This window comes from Nesterenkonia sp. AN1, from assembly GCF_000582475.1.
In the GTDB taxonomy this organism is placed as follows: domain Bacteria; phylum Actinomycetota; class Actinomycetes; order Actinomycetales; family Micrococcaceae; genus Nesterenkonia; species Nesterenkonia aurantiaca.
The window spans coordinates 223,439-244,619 of record NZ_JEMO01000006.1 but is presented as its reverse complement, the minus strand read 5'-3'; the positions used below and the strand labels follow the sequence as shown (position 1 = coordinate 244,619).

The window sequence follows — 21,181 nt, the reverse complement described above, 5'->3', positions numbered from 1 at the left end:
CTAGGATGGGAGTCATGACTGAGACTGCCGGAACCCCCCAGCCCACCGCCCCCGCCGCTGAGCATGCCGCTGATCGCCAGCGGCTGCAGGAGCTGATCAGTGAGCTCGCCGTGGTGCGCGGGAAGGTCACGCTGTCCTCGGGCAAGGAGGCCGACTACTACATCGACCTGCGCCGGATCACCTTGCAGCATGAGGCTGCCCCGCTCGTCGGCCGGGTCATCCGGCAGCTCCTGGCGGAGGCCGGCATCGACTACGTCGCCGCCGGCGGGCTGACCATGGGGGCGGACCCGGTCGGGACCGCCGTGATGCATGCTGCGGCGCGGGACGGAGCCGCCACGGATTCCTTCGTGGTGCGCAAGGCACAGAAGTCCCACGGCATGAACCGCCAGGTCGAGGGTCCCAGTGTGGAGGGCCGGAAGGTGGTCGTCCTGGAGGACACCTCGACCACGGGCGGCTCCGCGCTGACAGCTGTAGAGGCCGTGCGGGCTGCCGGCGGGATCGTGCAGGCGGTGGCCGTGATCGTGGACCGCGACACCGGTGCCAAGGAACACATCGAGGCTACGGCCGGGGTGCCCTATCTCTTCGCCTACTCCAAGAACGACCTCGGGCTGGACTGACGCGGGCTGATCCAGGCTGAGGCGGGTTGATTCGTGGTGAGCGAGACCCAGCAGGCTCACCCCTCCAAGCGGATAGTCCTGGTCGGTCTCTGCCTCACCCAGATCATCTCCTGGGGTGTGCTCTTCTATGCGTTCCCGGTGTTGCTTCCGCGCATCGCCGCGGACACCGGCTGGTCGGCCACCGCGTTGACTGCTGCGTTCTCTGCGGCGCTGGTGGTCTCAGGACTGCTCGGGGTGCCGTTGGGACGGGTGTTGGACCGACGCGGACCCCGGCAGATCATGACCATCGGGGCGGCGCTCGCAGTCCTGGGGCTGTTGGGCGTTTCCTTCACACCGTCGTACTGGGTGTTCCTGCTGAGCTGGCTGGTCATCGGTGTGGCGATGTCAGGGACGCTGTACCCGCCGGCCTTCGCGGCGCTGACCCGGTGGTACGGGTCGCGGCGGATCTTCGCTCTGACCATGGTGACCTTGGCCGGGGGCCTGGCAAGCACGGTCTTCGCGCCGGCCACCGAGGCGCTGGCCACGCAGCTGAGCTGGCGCGAGACCTATCTGGTGTTGGCGCTGGTGCTCGGTGTGCTGGTGGTCCCGGTGCACGCGCTGGTGCTTCGCAGGCCATGGCCTGCGCAGCATGCGGGTGAGACGGCCGACCTCATCCTCGGCGCCGAGGCGACCGGCACCGAGGCGACCGGCGCCGCCGTCGACCCGGCCTCCCCGGAGCCTCCGATCCAACCACCCAGGCGGGACTATGCCGCCACGATCATGCACAGCCGGGCCTACATCCTTCTGGTGGTCGGGATGTCGCTGGGCGCGGTGACGATGTACGCCGGGCTGATCAACCTGGTGCCGATGCTTGTTGAGCGCGGGGTGTCCCCGATGGTGGCGGCCTGGGTGCTCGGCCTGGGCGGGCTGGGTCAGGTCATCGGCCGCGTCTTCTACGCGCGGCTGGATCGCGGCACCACCGTGCGGCAGCGCAGCGCGTTGATCTACGCGCTGCTGGCCCTGACCACTGCGGCGCTGGCCTGGAACATCACCGCGGCGGTGCTGCTGGTCGTGATCTCTATGGCGGCCGGCGTCGCCCGTGGGATCGTCACGCTGCTGCAGGCCACCGCGGTCACCGACCGGTGGGGGACCCGTGAGTACGGCCGGCTCTCGGGGGTGCTCAACGGCCCCATGATGCTCGCGGTGGCGGTCGCTCCGTTCTTGGGTGCCATCCTCGCCGAATGGCTGGGCAGCTATGAGGCGATGTTCGGCGTCCTGGCGGGACTGGCAGTGCTTGGACTGGGGTCGATCGTGGCCAGCATCCCTGCGTGTCATCCAGTGGGCGATATGAGGGAAGAATAGGGCCGAAATCGCGGAAGAAGTCCCTCAAATCGCCCACTAGATGATGGCGTGTGGATAACCACAGGTTCATTCGGGGACCTTGGGCACACTGGCCCCGTGCACACACTGCCGAAGGAGCTCACCGGACGGGCCTTCACTGCTGCTGAGGCTCTTCGCGGGGGAGTGCCCCGGGAGCGCCTCCGACGCAAAGACATCGTCGCACTGGGGGCGGGTGTCTACGCGGTCCAGGTGTTAATAGCTCAATGCACTCCACGGGAGACGCTTCAGCTCAAAGCTGCGGCACTCCTTCGGGAGCGCCCAGACTCATGGCTCTCCCACTCGAGTGCGGCCCAGATCCACGGCCTATGGCTCCCGGACCGCCTTCTGACGGATCACCGACTGCACCTTTCCCATGCGCCGGAGCCCGGCCTGTGGACCCGCCGGCAAGGGGTCTGTGGGCACCGCGTCGCGCTTCGTCCGCAGGACGTGACGACGCGCGGGGGCCTCCGGCTCAGTACTCCCGGGAGGACCTGGCTCGACGTCGCCCCACTCTGCAACGTGCGCGAGCTGATCATCCTGGGGGACCAGCTGGTGCGTCCTCCCTATCAACGCTTCGAGGGCCGGAGGGAACCGCACGCAGCCCGCGAGGAGCTCGCGGCCCTCCTTGACCGCTCCCGCGGCGTTCCGGGTCGACGACGCTGCCTCGCCGCCCTGACCTGGGTCCGGGTGGGCGCCGATTCCATTCAAGAGACGCTGCTCCGGCTCGCCCTGATCCGGGCGGGGCTGCCGGAGCCAGAGCTCCAGGTCCCCGCGCAGCCGGGATACCGCTGGTCCCCGCGTGCGGATCTGGGCTACCCGGCCCGGAAGATCGCGATCCAATATGAGGGCGACACCCACTTCACCCCGCAGCAGCAGCGCGCCGACCAGCGACGTGACAACATCTTCCTCGCGGAGGGGTGGCGGGTGCTGCGCTTCAACTCGGAGGACTCCCGGGAGGGATTTCAACGTGCCGTGGCCCAGGTTCGCGCGGCACTCGGTCTCGAGTGACCGCACCCCCTCCCCACCCGCATCCATTGTGCAGTTCGACTGCCGTTTCGGACCCGAACGACGAGAAGACCTGCACAGATTGCACACTCGATGAAGCGGGGCGATCCAGGAGCAAGCGCCACCGGCCTGCTACGCCAGCCCAACCTCGCGCGCCAGAATCGCCGCCTGCATCCGCGAGTTCAGCTGCTGCTTCGAGAGAATATTCGAGACGTGGGTCTTCACGGTGGCCAGGCTGACGAAGAGCTCCTGAGCGATCGCCGCGTTGGAGAGCCCGCGGCCCAACGCGGCCAACACGTCGAGCTCTCGCGGGGTCAGCTGTTCGGAGAGCTCCCCCGAACCGCCGGCAGCCGACGACGGCGCCCCCACCTGCCGGCGCGAAGTGCCCGGCCCGGTGGGGCAGCCCCCCGCACCCGCCTCCGCCAGCACAGCGCCGCCACCCGCGAACTCGCGCAGCAGCTTCCGGGTCACCTCGGGGGCGAGGACCCCGTCACCGGCGGCCACCCGCCGGATCGCATCAATCAGCTGAGCGGGCTCCACGGACTTCAGCAAGAACCCGGCCGCTCCAGCACGGAGCGACCCGAACACCACCTCATCCAGGTCGAAGGTGGTCAACATCAGCACCTGCGTCGAAAATCCTGCCACGATCTTCCGCGTGGCGGCGATCCCGTCGATGCCCGGCATCCGCGCGTCCATGAGCACCACATCGGGCCGCAGCGTGGAGACCTGATTCACAGCACCGGCTCCGTCGGCGGCCTCTCCGATGACCTCGATTCCCTCGGCGGTCTCCAAGAGCAGACGCAGGCCCGCCCGGATGCTGGAATGGTCGTCGGCAAGGAGCACCGTGATGAGGTCCTGGTTCATCTCGACACCTCCTTCATCGGCAACTCGGCCTCGACCACCCACAGCTGCGGACCGCCGGATCGCGCCGAAGACTTCCCGCCCGTCGGGCCAGCGCGCAGCGACCCGCCAATCAGCTGGACCCGTTCACGCATCACCGCCAGACCCACACCGGCCCCAAGGCGCGACGCGCCGTCGTCGTCCTGGTCTGACGCGGGTGCGGCGTCGGAAGGGTGATCCGCCACCGGAGAGGTGACGGTGAGCCGGAGCCGCGCTCGCCCCTGGCGCAGGTTCACCGCGGCCTGGGCGAGGCCGTGCTTCTGCGCATTGGTCAGCGATTCCTGTAGCACCCGTAGCAGCACATGGCGCTGACCTGGAGGTAAGTCTTCGGGTGGGTGGCCCTCCACCCGGAGTTCCATCCCGCGCTCCTGCGCCCGGGTCAGCACGTCACTCCAACTGGTCCCATCGAGCAGCTCCGGTTGGTCCTTCGCCTCGGCGTCCACGGAGGGGCCTTCGCCGCGCAGCAGCAGCACCATCTCTCGCAGCTGCTCCAGCGCCTCCACGCTGATCCGCCGGATGCTGCCCAGCGCACGACGATCCCGCTCGGCGTCAGCCTCAGCATTGAGCACCGCCCCTGAGGTCAGCGCGATCGCCGAGACCTGTGAGGAGACCACGTCGTGAAGCTCGCGCGCCATCCGCTGCCGCTCGGCCTCTACTGCCTCGCGGCGTTTGCTCGCTTGCCGGCGCAGCACGCTTGCGTGCCGCTCAGCCTCCAACTGCGGACGGACGTCAGGCTCCTGCCACAGCGGGTAGCCGCGCCTGACCTCCGAGGCCCACCACAGCGGCATCAGCAGCACCGCCAGTCCGATCAGCGCGATGCTCAACGCGCCCTCCCAGTCGCTCCAGAGTGCCAGGCCGAGCGCCGAAGCGGCAAGGGTGCCCCCGGTCAACGCGTACGCGCAGCCCAGCACCGCGCGCCGGGATCCTCGGATGCCCAGGTTGTACACCAGGTCGGAGAGGCACAGCAGGATCCCGACGTTGATCCCGATGCTCAGATCCAGGAGGGTGATTCCGCCGCCCAATGCCAGCGCCAAGACCGGCCGACGGATCCGGATCAAGAGGGCAAAGGCCATCAGCCCGAGCGGGATGAGGTGCCACCAGGGCTGGGGCGTGACCCCCAGGGCGCTCCACCAAGGCGTCTCGGCCACTCCGGCCCAGCCCACGGCGAGGATCAGCGCCGCGACGCCGAGCGTCAGCAACGACTGCAGGTGTGACCTCACACTCGGCCTCATGCCCATATTCGACCACAGTGCGGCGCGCGCCGCCTCCGACCAAAGATGGAGAACGACGATGCCGCCGCACCGGCCTCGATCCTTTGACCGATGTGCGCGCCGCGCTTCCCAGGAGAGGCTGAGCCCATGATCGAGGAATTCCTGGGAAATGTGGACACCATCGGGGCGCTGCTGGGTGCGCTGGCGGTGTTGGCGCTGCTGGATTCCACGAGCTTCGGGACTCTGCTCATTCCGGTGTGGCTGCTCATGGCCTCGGGCCGGCTGCGGGCGGGACGCGTATTGGTCTATCTTGCGGTGGTGGCCGGGGCTTATGCGGTTGTTGGGTTGATTCTCCTGACCAGCCTGCTGCTCTTCGGGGAGCAGCTCATCGACGGCCTGGTGGCTCTGCAGCAGAGCCCCGTGGTGCTTCTGGGACAGGCTGCGCTGGGTGCCGGTTTGATCGCCTACAGCTTCCGGCTGGATCCGCTCTCCGATGCGGGGAGGGAGCGCAAGCGCCGGCGTGAGGAGGCCCGAGGAACATCGGGGAGGGTGCAACGGTTCCGCGAGCGTGTGGTGGGGGAGGGCACCCAGGGCGGGCTTGCCCCACTGATGGGACTCGGCCTGGCGGCGGTGGGTCTGGAGATCGCGACCCTGCTGCCGTATCTGGCCGGGATCGTTTTGGTCGCCGCCGCGGACCCGGGTGTTCCGGTGGCCCCGGCGATGATCCTGTTCTACTGCGCGGTGATGATCCTGCCGGCGCTGGTGCTGCTCATCGCGCGGGTGTTCGCCCACCGAGCGCTGGAGCGCCCGCTGCGCCGGCTCCAGGGATTCCTCAGCCGGCACGTGAGTGGCACCGTCGCGCTGATCCTGTTCCTGGTGGGGCTGTGGCTCGGGCTCAACGCGCTGGGCGGGCTGGAAAACGCGGGGTGGAACGTGCCGCTGGTGTGAATCGCGGGTTCAGTGACCGTACCCCCTCCCCACCTGCATCCATTGTGCAGTTCGACCGCCGTTTCAGGCTGAACGGCGAAAAGACCTGTACAGATTGCACACTCGATGCGCGGCGGCGTCGGCCCGAGGTCAGCTCCCCAGTGAGCGCTGCATCAGCACCGTGCTCAGCGTCTGCCCGCGTTTGATCCCCACATCCGCCAGGCGCCCCGCCTCGGTGAACCCGAGCTTCACGTGAAGCGCGTAGGACGCGGCAGTGGAGGCGTCGTCGGTGAGCACCGCGATCACTTGGCGGTGCCCGGCGGCCTCGCACTGGGCGAGCAGCTCGGTCAACAGCGCACGCCCGACGCCGCGTCCCTCTGCGCCGGGACGCAGATAGATCGTGTCCTCCACGGTGTGCCGGTAGGCGGACTTCCGCCGCCAGTGTCCGGCATAGGCGAATCCCAGAATGAGCCCATCCTGCTCCGCGAGCAGGAACGGATGCGCCGCCGACCGCTTCTCCTGCAGACTCTGCGCCCATTCCGCCACGCTCATCGGCTCCTCGCTGAACGTGGTCACCGTGTGGTGCGCATAGTGCGCCTGGATCTCGACCACCGCGTCAAGATCGGGCAGCTCGGCGTCGCGGATGCGCACGGAGCGGGCGGGGGAAGCGGGGACGGCAGCGTCAGGCATAGCTGGAGCATAATCCCCGCATCCGCCCCACCCGCATCCGCTCTACCGCGGACACGCCGCCCTGGTCCGCGCCGCCTCCGAGGACCTAGGGTGCTCCCATGGGCACAGCACAGGAAGATTTCGCCGCCGTCGACACCTACCTGATCGACCACCTGGTGCACGAGGACCAGGCGCTCGCGGACACCCGGCGCAGCTCCGCAGAGACCGCGACCCCGGGGATCGACGTCACCCAGAGCATGGGAGCCTTCCTCGGTCTGCTGGTGCAGATCACCGGTGCCAGGAGGGTCCTGGAGTTCGGCACCCTTGCCGGGTATTCCAGCATCTGGATGGCACGAGCCATGGACGACGACGGCGCCGTGGTCACTCTGGACATCGACCCGGCGGCGGCGCAGGTGGCCCGGCGGAACTTCCACGCCGCCGGGGTCGCCGAGCGGGTCCAGGTCCGGGTCGGCCCGGCACTTGAATCGGCGGAGGCGCTGATCCAGGAGCAGGCGGAACCCTTCGACCTGGTGTTCATCGACGCGGACAAGGTCAAGACCCCGCACTACCTCGAGGCCTCCCTGGAGCTGTCACATCCGGGAACCGTGATCGTCATCGACAACGTGGTGCGCTCCGGCGCGGTGCTCGAGCAGGACAGCACCGACCCGGACATCCAAGGCATTCGGGCACTGATGGAGCTGATCCAGGCCGATGAGCGGCTCAGCGCCACCGCGCTGCAGACCGTGGGGCTCAAGGGCTGGGACGGATTCCTGCTGGCGCGGGTGAACTGACTCCGAAGTTCTGGCCAGGGATCACCGAATTTCAGGGTCCAGCCGGTGGGATAGCCTCGAATCCATGGATGAACAGGGGCATGCCGAGGGCGCGGGACGGGCGCCCACCGAACGCGAGATCGGCGTGGGCCCGTGGGAAGGACCCTGGCCGGAAGGCGAGCACTACGACCCGGAGCTGCTGCGCGAGGGTGACCGCCGCAACGTCGTCGACGAGTACCGCTATTGGTCTCATGACGCGATCGTCGCGGACCTCGATTCGCGCCGGCATGACTTCCACGTGGCCATCGAGAACTGGCAGCACGACTTCAACATCGGCACCGTGGTGCGCACCGCCAACGCGTTCCTGGCCAAAGAGGTCCACATCATCGGGCGCCGACGCTGGAACCGCCGCGGCGCCATGGTCACCGACCGCTATCAGCATGTCCGCCACCACCCGACGGTGGATGACTTCGTGGCCTGGGCCGAGTCCGAGGGTCTGCCGGTGCTCGGCGTCGACCTGTTTCCGGACTCCATGCCGATCGAGACCTATGCGCTGCCTGAGCGCTGCGTGCTGGTCTTCGGTCAGGAGGGTCCCGGACTCAGCGAAGAGGTGCGCGAGGCCGCCCAGGACACGCTGTCCATCGCGCAGTTCGGCTCCACCCGGTCCATCAACGCCGGCACCGCAGCGGGGATCGCGATGCACGCGTGGATCCGGCAGCACCGGTTCGCCGGCTGAGCGGCACCTACCGCTGGTCGGCCCAGGCCGCTGAGTGGGCGCAGAGTCGCAGACCTACGGCGTCTCCCCGCGGCTCAGCTGCTCCATGAACTTCTCGATCCGCCGCGCCCGGGTCGCCGGATTCGCAGCGATCATCAGCTGGTGCAGCACGTGATACCTGCCCTGACTGCTCAGCGCCTCGAAGGTCGCCTTCGCGGCGGGGGAGACCTCCAGGGCTGCCGCGAGATCCCCTGGCACCTCGGCTCCGGCCTGACCGGAGTAGGCCCGATCCCAGCGGCCATCGGCCTGGGCCCGCTCGATCTCCGCGAAGCCACGCTCCCGCATCCGACCCGCAGCGATCAGCGCCTCCACGTAGCCGACGTTTCGCTGCGACCAGATCGAGGCCTTCCGCCGCGGGGTGAACCGCTGCAGGAACGTGGACTCGTCGCGCGCCCGGCGCTGCCCGTCGATCCACCCGCTGCACAGCGCCTCCTGCAGTGCCTCGGCGTAGCTCAGCGAGGTCGGTGAGGTAACGCCCTTCTTGGCCATCACCAGCCAGACCCCCTCGGAGCTGTCCTCCTGCTGATCCAGCCAAGCGCGCCAGGCAACGACGTCGGGCAGAGTCAGCTCAGGCGTCCCAGTCACCGCGGCCGGCCCTGGTGCTCTCCGGGGCTGCGGCCCAGCGGCTGAGGAACTCGGCCCCGGCCTCGTCATGGATCGCGCCGGTGGATGAGGTGAGCACCTCGTACTCGGTCTCCGGGATGCCGTCCTCGGGGCGGACGTCCACGTGGCTGACCGGCAGCCCGCGCTCGTGCAGCCAGGTGGCCATGGCGTAGTCGGTGCGGGAGTCTCCCATGGTGAACCAAGTCCTGGCGGTGATCCCGCGGGCCTCGAGCAGGGTCAGCGAGCGCTGCGCGCCGATGTCCTTGCCCACGCCCTCGTGCTCCACATCGGTGGAGATGATGGTCGGGTCGATCCGGACATGCTCCAGCTGGTGCTTGCTCAAAAGGTCAGGGATCGCGGCGTCGAATTCCTTCTGCGCCTCGAGGTAGTCCTTGTTCTCGACCTCGGTGGACTGCTCCACGGAGACCATCGAGCGCTTGGTCTCGTCGAAGAACATGTGCTCGCTGAACCGTTCGGCCACCAGGTCCCGGACGTCATCGAAGAGTGCGGTGGGAAGCGTGAGCTCCTCGTCGATGTGGATCTCGCCGAGGCCCTCGGGGGTGATCTCGGCCCAGACCGCGCCCTTCTCGCTGATCGTGAAGACCGGGGCGTCAGGCAGCAGGCCGGCGGCGCGCATCGGTGGGATCACCTGCTGGGCGATGAAGTCGTCCGAGCGTCCGGTGTTGAAGATGACCGGGATGCCCTGGTTGGCCATGGCGGCGAGGTCCCGGGCGATGGACTCGATGGCGACGGTGCGGCTGACCGGAGAGGCGATGGGCCCATCCACATCCAGCAGCAGTCCGAAGGGCGGGTTGGAGTTGAAGGAGGCGGTCTCAGCAGAAGAAGTCACCTGTCCATTATCCTGTAAGGGCCGACGCCGTGGGTCCGGCTGGCCGGAGAAGTCCGCTCTCCAGGGCGAGCGGCACCCCACGGGGCTATAGCTCAGCTGGTAGAGCGCGTCGTTCGCATCGACGAGGTCAGGGGTTCGACTCCCCTTAGCTCCACCGCGACGGATTCCTCCGCTGCTTGACCGCACCCATGGAGAGTCCGCGCACCAGCTGCTTCTGCGCGAGCCGACCGGCCAGGACCACTGGCAGTGAAGCCAGGACCGAGGCGGCCGAGAGCCGGGTGCGACGTGACGGCCTCGGCGGCGATTGTGGCTTCCTGGGCGCGCTCCGCCGAGAGCGTCGGTGAGAACGGTGAGCAGTGGGACGTGGCGCAGCCAGCCTTCAGCGGGCGCTGCGCCGATGCCCTGGAGACCCTGCGGGCAGAGGGTGCACGGCGTTGTTGCAGCGGATCCTGGCCTAGGTCTGCGGGTGCAGATGATCTGGACCGCGCCGAACCAGCTGCGCGTCGGCTCAGCCCCGCGCAGGTGGGGCTGGGGCTCCCTGGGGCGGTTGGATCTTCGGATACTGACCCTGGGTGTCGGCCACGGGGGCCTCGGTCGAAGACCGTTCGGCCTGCTCGGGTCGATGCGGCGAGGCATCCCAGTTCCGGTCGACGACGCGACGCTGGACCAGGATCGCTGCACCGAGGATCAGCAGTCCCAGAGCCGCGACGACCACTACGCCACCGATCGAACCGACTCCTGCTCCATAGCCGACGAGGATGCCGAACCAGCCGAAGTCGGTGTCTCCGAACGTGGTGTTGGCGCTTCCAAAGTCGCCAAGGACCAGGAGCAGAAGTGCCGGCAGGAACGTGATGAGGAGCCCGTTGACGAAACCGCCTGCTACTGCGCCGCGCCGACCACCGGTGGCGTTGCCGTAGACACCGGCTGCGCCTCCGGTGAAGAAGTGCGGCACCAGCCCCGGCAGGATGAGGGCCAGTCCGAGCGCCGGGTTGAGCCAGAGGGTCAGCGCTGCGAGCCCCACCAGTCCTCCGGTGAAGCTGGAGAGGAACCCGATCAGCACGGCGTTCTGCGCGTAGGGGAAGACGATCGGTGCGTCCAGGGCGGGGATGGCGCCTGGAACGATCTTGGCTGCGATGCCCTGGAACGCGGGGACGATCTCTCCGAGGATGGTGCGGACGCCGAAGAGTATGACTGCTACTGCGATGCCGAACTGCAGTCCCTGGGTCACCGAGAGCATGATGAAGTTGCCGAAGTTCTCGGCCCCACCGTCGAATGCCTCATACGCCGCTTCACCCTCGCGGGCGAAGAAGATCATGGCGACCACCACGTACATGATCACCATGGACAGCGCGGTCGCGACCATGGAGTCTCGCAGGAAGCGCAGGCCTTCGGGCAGTTTCAGGTCTTCCGTGGATCGGCTGGACTTGCCACCGACCAGGCGTCCCACGGTTCCTGCCGCGACGTAGCCGGCGGTGCCGAAATGACCCATGGCAATGCTGTCATCGCCGGTGATCTTGCGGGTGAAGGGCTGTGAAAAGGCAGGAAGCGAGACCATCAGGATGCCCAGCAGCGCGCCACCCAGCCCAACTGTGAGTGGCCCCGAGTAGCCTGCAGTGGCCAGCACGATGGTCAGCAGCGTCGCCATGAACAGGATGTGGTGGCCGGTGAGGAAGACGTAGCTCAGCGGAGTGAAACGCGCCAAGACCAGGCTGATGGCGAATCCAGCGATCATCAGCCATGCCACCTGCGCGCCGTAGGTCTCCTGAGCGATGCCGACGATGGCTTCGTTGGTGGGGATGACGCCCTGGGCGCCGGTCGCTCCCTGGATCATGATCCCCAGCGGATCCAAGGACGCCACGACAAGCCCGGCCCCTGCGCCGATCAGCAGGAAGCCAAGTATCGCCTTCATGGCACCACCGATGATCTGTCCGGTGGATTTCTTGAGCGCGATCAGCCCGACGGCGACGATGATGCCGATCAGGAACGCTGGAACGGAGAGAATCTCGTTGACGAGGAACTCTGGGATTGCGATGAGCCAGTCCATGTCTGCTCCTTAAACGTTGTAGAGCTCACGCAGCGCGCGGTCGAGCTCGTCCTTGCTTGTGAAGTTTTCGATGACTTTGATCGGGATGCCGACGTCGCCCAGGGACTTTGCGATCTCGCCGGAGGTGAGAATGGCCTTCGCCTCCGAGGCCCGCCCGCGAGCGGAGATGGTGTCGGTGGCTTCTACGTTCAGGTGCCGCCCCCATCCCCACGTGTCGAGAACTCCTTCGAGGGTGTTTTTCAGGAACAACGAGGTCCCGAGGCCGTTGCCGCAGACCGTGAGGATCAGGTGCTGTTCATTCCCACCCGAGGACCGGTTCTTGGTGTCTGCGACCGTGGTGGGTGCGCCTTCTCCGCTGAGGATGGCGGAGATGGCGGCGGGGGAAGGAGCGGCGTCCAGTGCGGCACGGGTGTCGTCATCGCCCAGGACGCCACTGAGCTCGGCGAGGGCATTCGTGTGGTCTTTGGAATCTACGGCGGCAAGGGCCACGATCAAGGAGACCGGGTCGTTCTCGCCGCTTCCGAAGTCCACCGGTTCCTTCAGCCGGACCCATGACATGCCGGTGTGGTGCACGGCCTCCGAGGGGCGGGCATGCGCGAAAGCAAAGCCAGGGGCGATCACGATATAGGGGCCGTTCTCGACGACGTTGTCGATCATGGCCTGGGTGTACTCGGCAGAGGCGATGCCTGACTTCTCCAAGAGGCCACCCGCGAGGCGGATCGCGGACTGCCAGTCGGGCGCCTCGGCCTCCAGCACGATCGAGTCCTGGTGGATGAGTTCAGGGAGTGATGAGGTCATGATGATCCGTTCTACTCAGCCCTGCTCGTGGGTCGCAGGGTGCGGGCTTGAAGGCCGTATCCTCGGTGATGAAGGTCACATGCTCATTATTCTACAAAGAGCCGACGCCGCGGGTCCGGTGCACCGCAGAGGTCCGGTTTTGACGGCAAACGGCAGGTCACGGGCGATAGCTCAGCTGGTAGAGCGCCTCGTTCGCATCGACGAGATCAGGGTTCGACTCCATTCAGCCCCACTCTTCGATGTCGAGGTGCAGCTGCTGCACGGGAGGGATCAGATGTGAAGCTGCTGGACGCACTGCGACGGCGATTCGTTCACGCGCTCAGGGCGCTACTGCCGATCCTGCTCGTCGTCGTGCTCTTCCAGGCGGCGGTCTTTCGTCAAGTCCCTGAAGGCGCCGGCTCCATCCTTCTTGGGCTGGTGATCGTCGCGGCGGGGATCGCGCTCTTCCTCGAGGGCCTGGAGCGCAGCGTCTTCCCGGTCGGGAAGTCGATCACCAACAAGCTGGTGAAGACGGCGTCGTTCTGGAAGCTTCTTCCCTTCTGCTTCTTCATCGGGTTCGCGGCGGTCATTGCTGAGCCGGCGTTGATCTCGGTCGCGGACCAGGCGGAGCTGGTCAGCGAGGGTCGGATCAACAGCATGACCCTTCGATTCGTGATCGCGCTGAGCGTGGGGGTGGTGATGGTCCTCGGTGCGCTGCGGGTGTTCCTGGGCTGGGCCCTGCACCGGGTCCTGCTCATCGGCTATTCCGTGGTCATCGCGCTCACGCTGATCTCGCCGGAGGAGGTCGCCAGCCTGGCCTATGACTCGGGCGGGGTGACCACGAACATCGTGACGGTCCCACTCATCGCTGCCATCGGAATCGGCATGGCCGCCTCGATCCGTGGTCGGAGCCGCCTTGGGGACGGCTTCGGTCTGGTGGCGCTGTGCGTCATGGTCCCGATGATCAGTGTCCAGCTCTACGGGATCGCGGTGTATCGGTTCAGTGATGCCGGGTCAGTGGCCGCCACCGATTCAACAGACGAAGCGCTCTGGTGGCTGGAGCTGTTTGTGGGACTGATGACCGTGGTTCGCGACGTGCTTCCGGTGATCGCCGTGGTGCTGTTCTTCCAGTTCGTGGTGCTGCGCAGGCGCCTGGGCAACCCCATCAGGGTCACGGTCGGCTTCGCGATGGTCATCCTCGGGCTCTATGGGTTCATCGTGGGGCTGGAGATCGGACTCCTGCCGATGGGCAGCCAGATGGCGGCGCAGCTCATCGAGACGGACCAGACCCTGCTCATCATCGCCTTCGGTGTCCTGATCGGATTCGCCACAACCATGGCAGAGCCTGCCCTGATGGCCATCAGCGAGGAGGCGCAGGAGATCTCGGAGAAGGCGGCTGAACGCGAACATGCTCAGGATCCTGGTGGCCTGCGGCGTAGCGGTGGGGATCGGAGTCGGCGTGCTGCGGATCCTTACCGGGGGATCCTTCGTGGCGATCATCATCGGGCTGTACCTGCTCGCCCTGTTCCTGCTTCTGCTGGCACCCAAGGACCTGGTTCCGCTGTCCTTCGACCTCGGTGGGGTCACCACCAGCGAGATCACCGTCCCGCTGATCACCGCCCTGGGAATCGGCCTGGCAACTGCCACTCCGGGCAGGGACATGCTTATGGACGGTTTCGGGCTCATCGCGTTCGCCTCGGTCGGTCCGGTGATCGCGGTCCTCGCCTATGCTTGCGTCGTGAGATTCGCCGCCACGGCGCGAGCTCGAGAACCCTCATCGACGTCCCCCAAGGAGACATGATGTCGCACAGAGTCGTCTTTGTCGTGATCCCCGACGATCAGGAGGAGAGGGCGATCTCGCTGGTCGAGGACGCTGGAGCCACCGGGGTCACGGCGCTCTCGGCGCGCGGTGTGGGGGCTCATCCACATAAGACGTTCTTCGGGGTCCGCTTCACGGGCGCGCAGTCGGTGCTCATGATGGTCGTGCCCGAGGAAAAGGTCCAACCCATCACAGACTCCCTGCACGAGGTCCTGTTCAAGCGCGGCGAGTCCCACGGCATCTGCTTCTCGGTCCCGGTGGACCAGGTCTCGATGCCTGTGTCCGACCACGGGCCGTGAGCCGGATGCACCCAAGCAGCCGTTCCATGTCAGATTCCGGGCCTGCCGACCGGTGCGCTCGGTCGCTTCAGGGTTTCCACACCGGGCCGAGGTGGGCGAGGCAAGGTTCCTCGGAGAGGGGCTTGGGGCTTCGAGTCTGGCATCCGTGGGTCACCGTCCCCCTCCTACCCAGACCCACCACCCGGTAGGATCGCTCCAACGCCGCCACAATGAGGTGGCGGCGCCATGAGTTGAGGGAGATTGCACCTATGTTCTCGAAGATCCTGGTCGCCAACCGCGGGGAGATCGCCATCCGGGCGTTCCGCGCCGGCGTCGAACTCGGGGCGCGCACCGTCGCCGTGTACCCCCATGAGGACCGCAACTCCTTCCACCGCCAGAAGGCTGACGAGGCCTACCGGATCGGCGAGGAGGGCCACGCGGTCCGCGCCTACCTGAACATCGAGGAGATCATCCGCGTCGCCAAGGACGCCGGCGTCGACGCCATCTACCCCGGCTACGGATTCCTCTCCGAGAACCCCGATCTGGCCCGCGCCGCCGAGGCGGCCGGGATCACCTTCATCGGCCCGCCCGCTGATGTCCTGGAATCCACCGGTGACAAGGTCAAGGCCCTGCGCGCCGCCAAGAAGGCCGGCGTTCCCGTCCTGCAGAGCTCCGAGCCCTCCAAGGACACCGAGGAGCTGACTCGCGCCGCCGAGGAGATAGGCTTCCCGATCTTCGTCAAGGCCGTCGCCGGCGGCGGCGGTCGCGGGATGCGCCGGGTGGACAAGCGCGAAGACCTCGCCGAATCCCTGCGCTCGGCCATGCACGAGGCCGAGACCGCCTTCGGCAACCCCACGGTGTTCCTGGAACAGGCCGTGCTGCGCCCCCGGCACATCGAGGTCCAGATCCTCGCCGACGGCGAGGGCAACGTGGTCCACCTCTTCGAGCGTGACTGCTCGCTGCAGCGGCGCTACCAGAAGGTCGTGGAGATTGCACCGGCCCCGCATCTGGACGAGGACATCCGCCAGGCGCTGCACCGCGACGCCGTGGCCTTCGCCAAGGCCATGAACTACCGCAACGCCGGCACCGTGGAGTTCCTGGTGGACACTGTCGGTGAGCGTGCTGGCCAGCACGTGTTCATCGAGATGAACCCGCGCATTCAGGTGGAGCATACGGTCACCGAAGAGATCACCGACATCGACCTGGTCTCCGCGCAGATGCGCATCGCTGCAGGCGAGACCCTCGAGGACCTCGACATCAGGCAGGAAGACCTCCGGGTCCGGGGTTCCGCCATGCAGTGCCGGATCACCACCGAGGATCCGGCCAACGAGTTCCGCCCCGACATCGGCACCGTCACCGTCTACCGCTCCGCCGGCGGCTCGGGCATCCGGCTCGACGGCGGCACGGTCTACGCCGGAGCCGAGATCAGCCCGCACTTCGACTCGATGCTGGTCAAGCTCACCGCCCGTGGTCGCAACCACCAGACCGCCATCGCCCGTGCCCGCCGCGCGCTCTCGGAGTTTCGGATCCGCGGGGTCGCCACCAACATCCCGTTCCTGCTCAACGTGCTGGACTCCAAGGAATTCCTCGCCGGAGACGTGGCCACCGACTTCATCGACGCCCACCCGGAGCTGGCCAAGATCAACCGCTCCCAGGACCGAGGCTCGAAGGCGCTGCAGTACCTGGCTGACATCACGGTGAACCAGCCGCACGGTCCCCGCGTGGAGGGCATCGACCCGCGCGACAAGCTCCCGCACTTCCCCGGGGACAAGCGCGACGAGCCCGACCGCAGCCCCTTCGACGGCCCCTCGGACCACCCGAAGCCCGAGGCTGGCGCCAGGTGCTCATCAAAGAGGGCCCCGAAGGCTTCGCCAAGAAGCTCCGGGCACAGACAGCGCTGGCGGTCACCGACACCACCTTCCGCGACGCCCACCAGTCGCTGCTCGCCACCCGGGTGCGCACCCGCGACCTGCTGGCCGCCGCGCCCGCCGTGGCCCATGTGACTCCGGGGCTGTTCTCAGTGGAGGCCTGGGGCGGGGCCACCTACGACGTCGCGCTGCGCTTCCTCACCGAGGACCCCTGGGACCGGCTGCGCCTGCTGCGCGCGGAGCTGCCGAACATTCCGATCCAGATGCTGCTGCGCGGGCGCAACACCGTGGGCTACACCCCCTACCCTTTGGAGGTCACCGACGCCTTCGTGGCTGAGGCCGCCGCCACGGGGGTGGACATCTTCCGGATCTTCGACGCGCTCAATGACGTGAACCAGATCGTCCCGGCCATCGAGGCGGTCCGCAAGACCGGCACCGCCGTGGCCGAGGCTGCCATCTGTTACACCGGGAACCTCTCGGACCCGGACGAGGACCTCTACACCCTGGACTACTACCTCGGTCTGGCCGAGCAGATGGTCGACGCCGGCGCGCACATCCTCGCGATCAAGGACATGGCCGGACTCCTGCGTCCCTCGGCGGCGAAGACGCTGGTCACGGCGCTGCGGGAACGCTTCGACCTGCCGGTGCACCTGCACACCCACGACACCGCCGGGGGCCAGCTGGGGACCCTGCTGGCCGCCGCCGAAGCCGGGGTCGACGCCGTGGACGTCGCCGTGGCCTCGATGGCCGCGACCACCTCCCAGCCGCCGGCCTCCGCCCTGGTCGCGGCACTGGAGCACACCGAACGGGACACCGGCCTGGGGTTGGCGGCCGTGGCCTCCATGGAGCCCTACTGGGAGGCCGTGCGCTCGATCTACCGACCCTTTGAATCCGGGCTGACCAGCCCCACCGGCCGGGTCTACCGGCATGAGATCCCGGGTGGTCAGCTCTCGAACCTGCGCCAGCAGGCCATCGCGCTGGGCCTGGGGGAGCGGTTCGAGAACATCGAGGACATGTACCACGCGGCCGACACCATGCTGGGTCGGCTGGTGAAGGTCACCCCCTCCTCCAAGGTGGTCGGGGACCTCGCGCTGCAGCTGGTCGGCATGGACGTGGACCCGCAGGAGTTCGAGGCCAATCCGCAGAGCTTCGACCTGCCCGATTCGGTGATCCAGTTCCTCGCCGGTCAGCTCGGGGACCCGCCAGGCGGTTGGCCCGAGCCGTTCCGCTCCAAGGCGCTGGAAGGCCGCACGATCAAGCCCCTGGACCAGGAGCTCAGCGAAGAAGACTCCAAAGCCCTGCGATCAGCCGACGCCGCCGAGCGGCGCCGCACGCTGAACCGGCTGCTCTTCCCGGGTCCCACCAAGGACTTCGAGGCGGCCCGGGAGAAGTACGGCGACGTTCAGGTGCTGCATACCCGGGACTTCCTCTACGGGATGCGCACCGGGTACGAACACGTCATCTCTCTGGGCAAGGGCGTGCGGCTGCTGGTCACGCTGCAGACCGTCTCAGACCCTGACCCCAAGGGTGTGCGGACCGTGATGTGCACGCTCAACGGTCAGGCTCGCCAGGTGGGCGCTCGTGATGACTCGGTGGAGGCGACCGTGGCATTGGCGGAGAAGGCCGACACCTCCAAGCCTGGCCACGTCGCCGCGCCCTTCGCCGGAGCGGTCTCGCTCACCGTCGAAGAGGGCGACACCGTGGAAGCCGGGCAGAACGTGGCCACCATCGAGGCGATGAAGATGGAGGCCGGGATCACCAGCCACGTCGCGGGCACCGTGACCCGCGCGGTGATCAGCGGCGTGCGGCAGGTCGACGGCGGAGATCTGATCCTCGTCGTCGAGTAGCCGCCCCACCAGAGGGGTCGCCGACCTCACGCGCCCCAGGAGGTCGTGATGTCGGTGATCCCCTCGGGGGTGCGCACCGCGACCGCCGCGGCGTAGCCGGGCGGCGCGGGAATCAGGCAGCCCCAGAGACCCTTGACCCGAGCGTCCGTGGTCTCGGTGACGGGGGCCCAGCGCAGCCTCGCCGGGCCTGCGTGGCCGTGCCAACGCGTCGTGGCATCCGGGGCGCCGAGCAGCAGCTCCGCCGGGGGATGCACAAGCCCGACACCTGCGGCCTTGAGCACGGCCTCCTTCAGCACCCAGCTCTCGATCAACGATCGAGTTCTCAAACCTGGGCCCAGCCGGTGCAGGGCCTCCCGTTCGGCGCGGTGCAGCGCGTACTCCTCGAACCCGAGGAACAGCCGTTCTGGAATCGCTTCCAGATCCACCCCCACCTGCTGCTCGGGCTTCGCGGCCCCGGCCAGGACGTGACGAGCAGAACTTGAGCTGCTCAGACTCACTCCGCGAAGCTCCGGGCGCCCATGCGGTCCACCGCACTGCTGGCACCGGCGCCGAAGCCCCAGCCGCGCCGACTCCTGCAGAGGGTCCCCGCGGTGGGCGGCGGCGGTCAGCCGCAGCGCCGCCCGAGCGGTGAGTGCCCGCCGCTGGTCCCCCGGATCGTGCTTGGCCGCGGCCGCGGCATGATCCTCCAGCGCTGCGGCCTCACCCAGGTCACCGAGCGCCCCGCCGGTCAGGCAGGGAAGCTGCGCCTCGAGCTCGGCACTGGAGGTCAGCAGGACCGAGATCATCGCCGGCTGATGCGCCGGTACTGGGTCACCGCGATCGGGGCGAAGATGGCGATGATCGTCAGGCAGCACAGCGTGGCGTAGAGCGCGGCGTTCTCCGCCGGCCAGCCTCCGGCCACCTCAAACTGCGCCGGGGCGGTGTTGCCGAATCCCTGCCGGGCAGCGGTGGCGATCGCGGTGACCGGATTCCACTCCGCGATCCCACGCAGCGGACCGGGCAGCGAGTCCGCTGAGACGAAGGCACCGGAGATGAAGCAGACCGGGAACAGCCAGAGCAGCCCGAGGCTCTGCGCCACCTCCACGCTGCGCGCGGTCAGCGCGACGACGGCGCCCACCCAGGCGATGGCGAAGGCGTAGAGCAGCAGCAGCAGGAAGGTCAGGGTGATCGTGAGCGGATCGGTGGTGGCCCGCCACCCGATCGCCAGTCCGCAGAGCACCAGCACCACCGTAGAGATCACACTGGTGATCAGGTCAGACCAGGTGCGGCCCAGCACCACGCCGACCCGCGACATCGGCAGCACCCGGAATCGGTCCACGATCCCCTGGTGCAGATCCTTGGCCAGGTAGACCGCGGTGAAGGAGGAGTTGAACGTGAGCGTCTGTGCGAGCAGCCCGCCGATCAGGAACTCCCGGTAGTCAGCCCCGCCCAGAGCCCCGCCGAAGACGAAGGCCATGATCAGCACGAAGATGATCGGCTGCGCCACACCGGTGACCAGAGCTCCCGGGGTCCGTCGAACATTCGTGAAGTTCCTGCGCGCGATGATTCCGCCATCGCGCACTGCGGTGATCACACTCATGAGCGGACCTCCTCTCGGGTGGCAGCGTTCTCGGGGACCGGGTCCTCGGCCGTCGCCTCAGCAAGGTCCTGCTCAGAGCGGACTCCCGCGGGCTTCTGGGTGATCTGCAGGAAGACGTCGTCGAGCGTGGGCTGCCGCAGCGAGGCTTCGATGACCTCGATTTCGGCCTCGCACAGAGCGGCCAGCGCCGCCCGCAGGCTCTCCTGCCGCCCCGGAGCGGTCGCGCTGAGCCGCAGGGCGGAATCATCGGCGGTGACCTCCAGGCCGACCGAGCTCAGTGCGGCTCGCGCCGCCGGAACGGTGCCGGGGTGTTCGAAGCTCATGTCGAGTCGAGCACCGCCAGCCTGGGCCTTCAGCGTCGCCGGGGTGCCTTCGGCCACGATGCGGCCGCCGTCGATCACTGCGATGGAGTCCGCAAGCTCGTCGGCCTCCTCGAGGTACTGGGTGGTCAGCAGCACGGCGGTGCCGTCGTCGGCGAGCGCCGAGATGGCGTCCCAGGTGTCCCGGCGGCCGCGGGGATCGAGTCCTGTGGTGGGCTCATCGAGGATCACCACCGGGGGGCGGGCGACCAGCGCGCCGGCGAGATCGAGACGACGCCGCATCCCGCCGGAGTACGAGCCGGCACGCTGTCCCTTGGGCACGCCGTCGAGCCGAAAATGCTCCAGCAGCTCATGCGCCCGGGCCTTCGCGGTCTTGCGGCGCATGCCATAGAGCTGACCCACCAGGGTGAGGTTCTCGAGCCCGGTGAGCTTGTCGTCCACGGCGGCGTACTGTCCGGAGACCCCGAGGTTCCTGCGCGCGGCGTCACCCTCGGTGCGCACGCTGTGCCCGGCGATGTACGCGTCACCGCCGTCAGGCTCCAGCAGCGTGGTCAGCACGCGCACCGTCGTCGTCTTGCCGGCACCATTGGGTCCGAGCAGTCCTTGGACGGTGCCCGCCGGGACCTCGAGATCCACTCCGGCCAGGGCTTGGAACTTGCCGAAGCTCTTGGTGATCGACTGCAGTGAGATCAAGACACGGCCAGGTCGCGCTCGAACACGGGGGTGATGTCCTGCCAGTGCTCTTCGACGTAGTCGAGGCAGTCCTGTCGGGCGGCGGCCCCGAAGACCGCCACCCAGCCGCTGGGGACATCGGCGAACTCGGGCCAGAGCGAATGCTGGCCAAGCTCGTTGATGACTACCCGGAACTGCACATCATCTCGGTCAAAAGGGTTGGTCATCGCTGCACTCCTGGGTCGGTTTCTCGTCGCTCGCCGCAGTGGTTCTTGCGGCGTCCTGAGCAGT

At 67.8% G+C, this 21,181-nt stretch carries 18 protein-coding genes, 1 tRNA gene and 2 pseudogenes; 10 read left to right on the top strand and 11 right to left on the bottom strand.

Going from position 1 to position 21,181, the window contains the following annotated elements; genetic code table 11:
- Positions 1-5: 5 nt before the first annotated feature.
- The 3 genes from pyrE (at position 6) to BG28_RS14250 (ending at position 2,984) form a co-directional block, all read left to right on the top strand.
- Positions 6-617: an orotate phosphoribosyltransferase gene (gene pyrE / locus BG28_RS04980; protein ID WP_084479452.1), complete on the top strand. Its 612-nt coding sequence runs from the start codon at positions 6-8 to the stop codon at positions 615-617.
- Positions 618-650: 33 nt separating this feature from the next.
- Positions 651-1,958, top strand: coding sequence for an MFS transporter (locus tag BG28_RS04975; RefSeq protein ID WP_084479451.1), 1,308 nt, complete (start codon positions 651-653; stop codon positions 1,956-1,958).
- 465 nt (positions 1,959-2,423) lie between these two features.
- Complete coding sequence (locus tag BG28_RS14250; protein WP_161634797.1) at positions 2,424-2,984, top strand: endonuclease domain-containing protein; 561 nt, start codon at positions 2,424-2,426, stop codon at positions 2,982-2,984.
- 129 nt (positions 2,985-3,113) lie between these two features.
- Here the strand turns inward: BG28_RS14250 and BG28_RS04965 are convergent, their stop codons facing one another.
- The gene (locus BG28_RS04965; RefSeq protein ID WP_036474576.1) at positions 3,114-3,845 is read right to left on the bottom strand and encodes a response regulator transcription factor; all 732 of its coding nucleotides are present in this window, start codon (positions 3,843-3,845) and stop codon (positions 3,114-3,116) included.
- A complete protein-coding gene (locus BG28_RS04960) occupies positions 3,842-5,101 on the bottom strand; it encodes a sensor histidine kinase (RefSeq protein ID WP_161634796.1) in 1,260 nt (419 codons plus the stop codon). Before BG28_RS04960 ends, BG28_RS04965 begins: the two co-directional genes overlap by 4 nt.
- 138 nt (positions 5,102-5,239) lie before the next feature.
- Here BG28_RS04960 and BG28_RS04955 point away from each other — a divergent pair, with 138 nt between their 5' ends.
- Complete coding sequence (locus BG28_RS04955; RefSeq protein ID WP_051501003.1) at positions 5,240-6,040, top strand: GAP family protein; 801 nt, start codon at positions 5,240-5,242, stop codon at positions 6,038-6,040.
- Positions 6,041-6,169: 129 nt separating this feature from the next.
- On the opposite strand, the gene BG28_RS04950 is transcribed toward BG28_RS04955, so the two are convergent.
- Positions 6,170-6,709: a GNAT family N-acetyltransferase gene (locus BG28_RS04950; RefSeq protein ID WP_036474574.1), complete on the bottom strand. Its 540-nt coding sequence runs from the start codon at positions 6,707-6,709 to the stop codon at positions 6,170-6,172.
- A gap of 98 nt (positions 6,710-6,807) precedes the next feature.
- Here BG28_RS04950 and BG28_RS04945 point away from each other — a divergent pair, with 98 nt between their 5' ends.
- Positions 6,808-7,479, top strand: a complete 672-nt coding sequence (locus BG28_RS04945; protein WP_036474573.1) for an O-methyltransferase — start codon at positions 6,808-6,810, stop codon at positions 7,477-7,479.
- 64 nt (positions 7,480-7,543) lie between these two features.
- Positions 7,544-8,194: an RNA methyltransferase gene (locus tag BG28_RS04940; protein WP_036474572.1), complete on the top strand. Its 651-nt coding sequence runs from the start codon at positions 7,544-7,546 to the stop codon at positions 8,192-8,194.
- A gap of 54 nt (positions 8,195-8,248) precedes the next feature.
- On the opposite strand, the gene BG28_RS04935 is transcribed toward BG28_RS04940, so the two are convergent.
- Together BG28_RS04935 and BG28_RS04930 are read right to left on the bottom strand one after the other, a co-directional pair.
- The gene (locus BG28_RS04935) at positions 8,249-8,818 is read right to left on the bottom strand and encodes a YdeI family protein (RefSeq protein WP_036474571.1); all 570 of its coding nucleotides are present in this window, start codon (positions 8,816-8,818) and stop codon (positions 8,249-8,251) included.
- Positions 8,802-9,686, bottom strand: a complete 885-nt coding sequence (locus tag BG28_RS04930) for a hypothetical protein (RefSeq protein ID WP_051501002.1) — start codon at positions 9,684-9,686, stop codon at positions 8,802-8,804. Before BG28_RS04930 ends, BG28_RS04935 begins: the two co-directional genes overlap by 17 nt.
- An 81-nt stretch (positions 9,687-9,767) precedes the next feature.
- Here BG28_RS04930 and BG28_RS04925 point away from each other — a divergent pair.
- Positions 9,768-9,840, top strand: a tRNA-Ala gene (locus tag BG28_RS04925).
- A 354-nt stretch (positions 9,841-10,194) separates the two neighbouring features.
- Here the strand turns inward: BG28_RS04925 and BG28_RS04920 are convergent.
- Positions 10,195-11,730: a PTS ascorbate transporter subunit IIC gene (locus BG28_RS04920; RefSeq protein ID WP_036474570.1), complete on the bottom strand. Its 1,536-nt coding sequence runs from the start codon at positions 11,728-11,730 to the stop codon at positions 10,195-10,197.
- Between the two features lie 9 nt (positions 11,731-11,739).
- Entirely contained in the window at positions 11,740-12,528 is a 789-nt protein-coding gene (locus tag BG28_RS04915) for a PTS sugar transporter subunit IIA (RefSeq protein ID WP_036474569.1), read from the bottom strand.
- Positions 12,529-12,804: 276 nt separating this feature from the next.
- Here BG28_RS04915 and BG28_RS04905 point away from each other — a divergent pair.
- The 3 genes and pseudogenes from BG28_RS04905 to BG28_RS04895 all read left to right on the top strand — a co-directional run.
- Positions 12,805-13,851, top strand: a pseudogene (locus BG28_RS04905) (DUF1538 domain-containing protein); the annotation flags it as partial.
- Positions 13,852-13,915: 64 nt separating this feature from the next.
- A complete protein-coding gene (locus tag BG28_RS16135) occupies positions 13,916-14,308 on the top strand; it encodes a DUF1538 family protein (RefSeq protein ID WP_235180983.1) in 393 nt (130 codons plus the stop codon).
- Positions 14,309-14,873: 565 nt separating this feature from the next.
- Positions 14,874-18,319, top strand: a pseudogene (locus BG28_RS04895) (pyruvate carboxylase).
- 26 nt (positions 18,320-18,345) lie between these two features.
- Here BG28_RS04895 and BG28_RS14245 read toward each other — a convergent pair.
- Genes BG28_RS14245 through BG28_RS04875 form a run of 4 tightly spaced genes read right to left on the bottom strand, consistent with a single transcriptional unit; the run spans position 18,346 to position 21,117 of the window.
- A complete protein-coding gene (locus BG28_RS14245; RefSeq protein ID WP_051501001.1) occupies positions 18,346-19,104 on the bottom strand; it encodes a 4'-phosphopantetheinyl transferase superfamily protein in 759 nt (252 codons plus the stop codon).
- Entirely contained in the window at positions 19,101-19,898 is a 798-nt protein-coding gene (locus tag BG28_RS04885) for an ABC transporter permease (RefSeq protein ID WP_036474566.1), read from the bottom strand. Before BG28_RS04885 ends, BG28_RS14245 begins: the two co-directional genes overlap by 4 nt.
- On the bottom strand, positions 19,895-20,911 hold the full coding sequence (locus tag BG28_RS04880) for an ABC transporter ATP-binding protein (RefSeq protein ID WP_051501000.1): 1,017 nt from the start codon (positions 20,909-20,911) through the stop codon (positions 19,895-19,897). The genes BG28_RS04885 and BG28_RS04880 overlap by 4 nt, the downstream gene beginning before the upstream one ends.
- A complete protein-coding gene (locus tag BG28_RS04875) occupies positions 20,908-21,117 on the bottom strand; it encodes an MbtH family protein (RefSeq protein WP_036474565.1) in 210 nt (69 codons plus the stop codon). The genes BG28_RS04880 and BG28_RS04875 overlap by 4 nt, the downstream gene beginning before the upstream one ends.
- Positions 21,118-21,181: the final 64 nt, after the last annotated feature.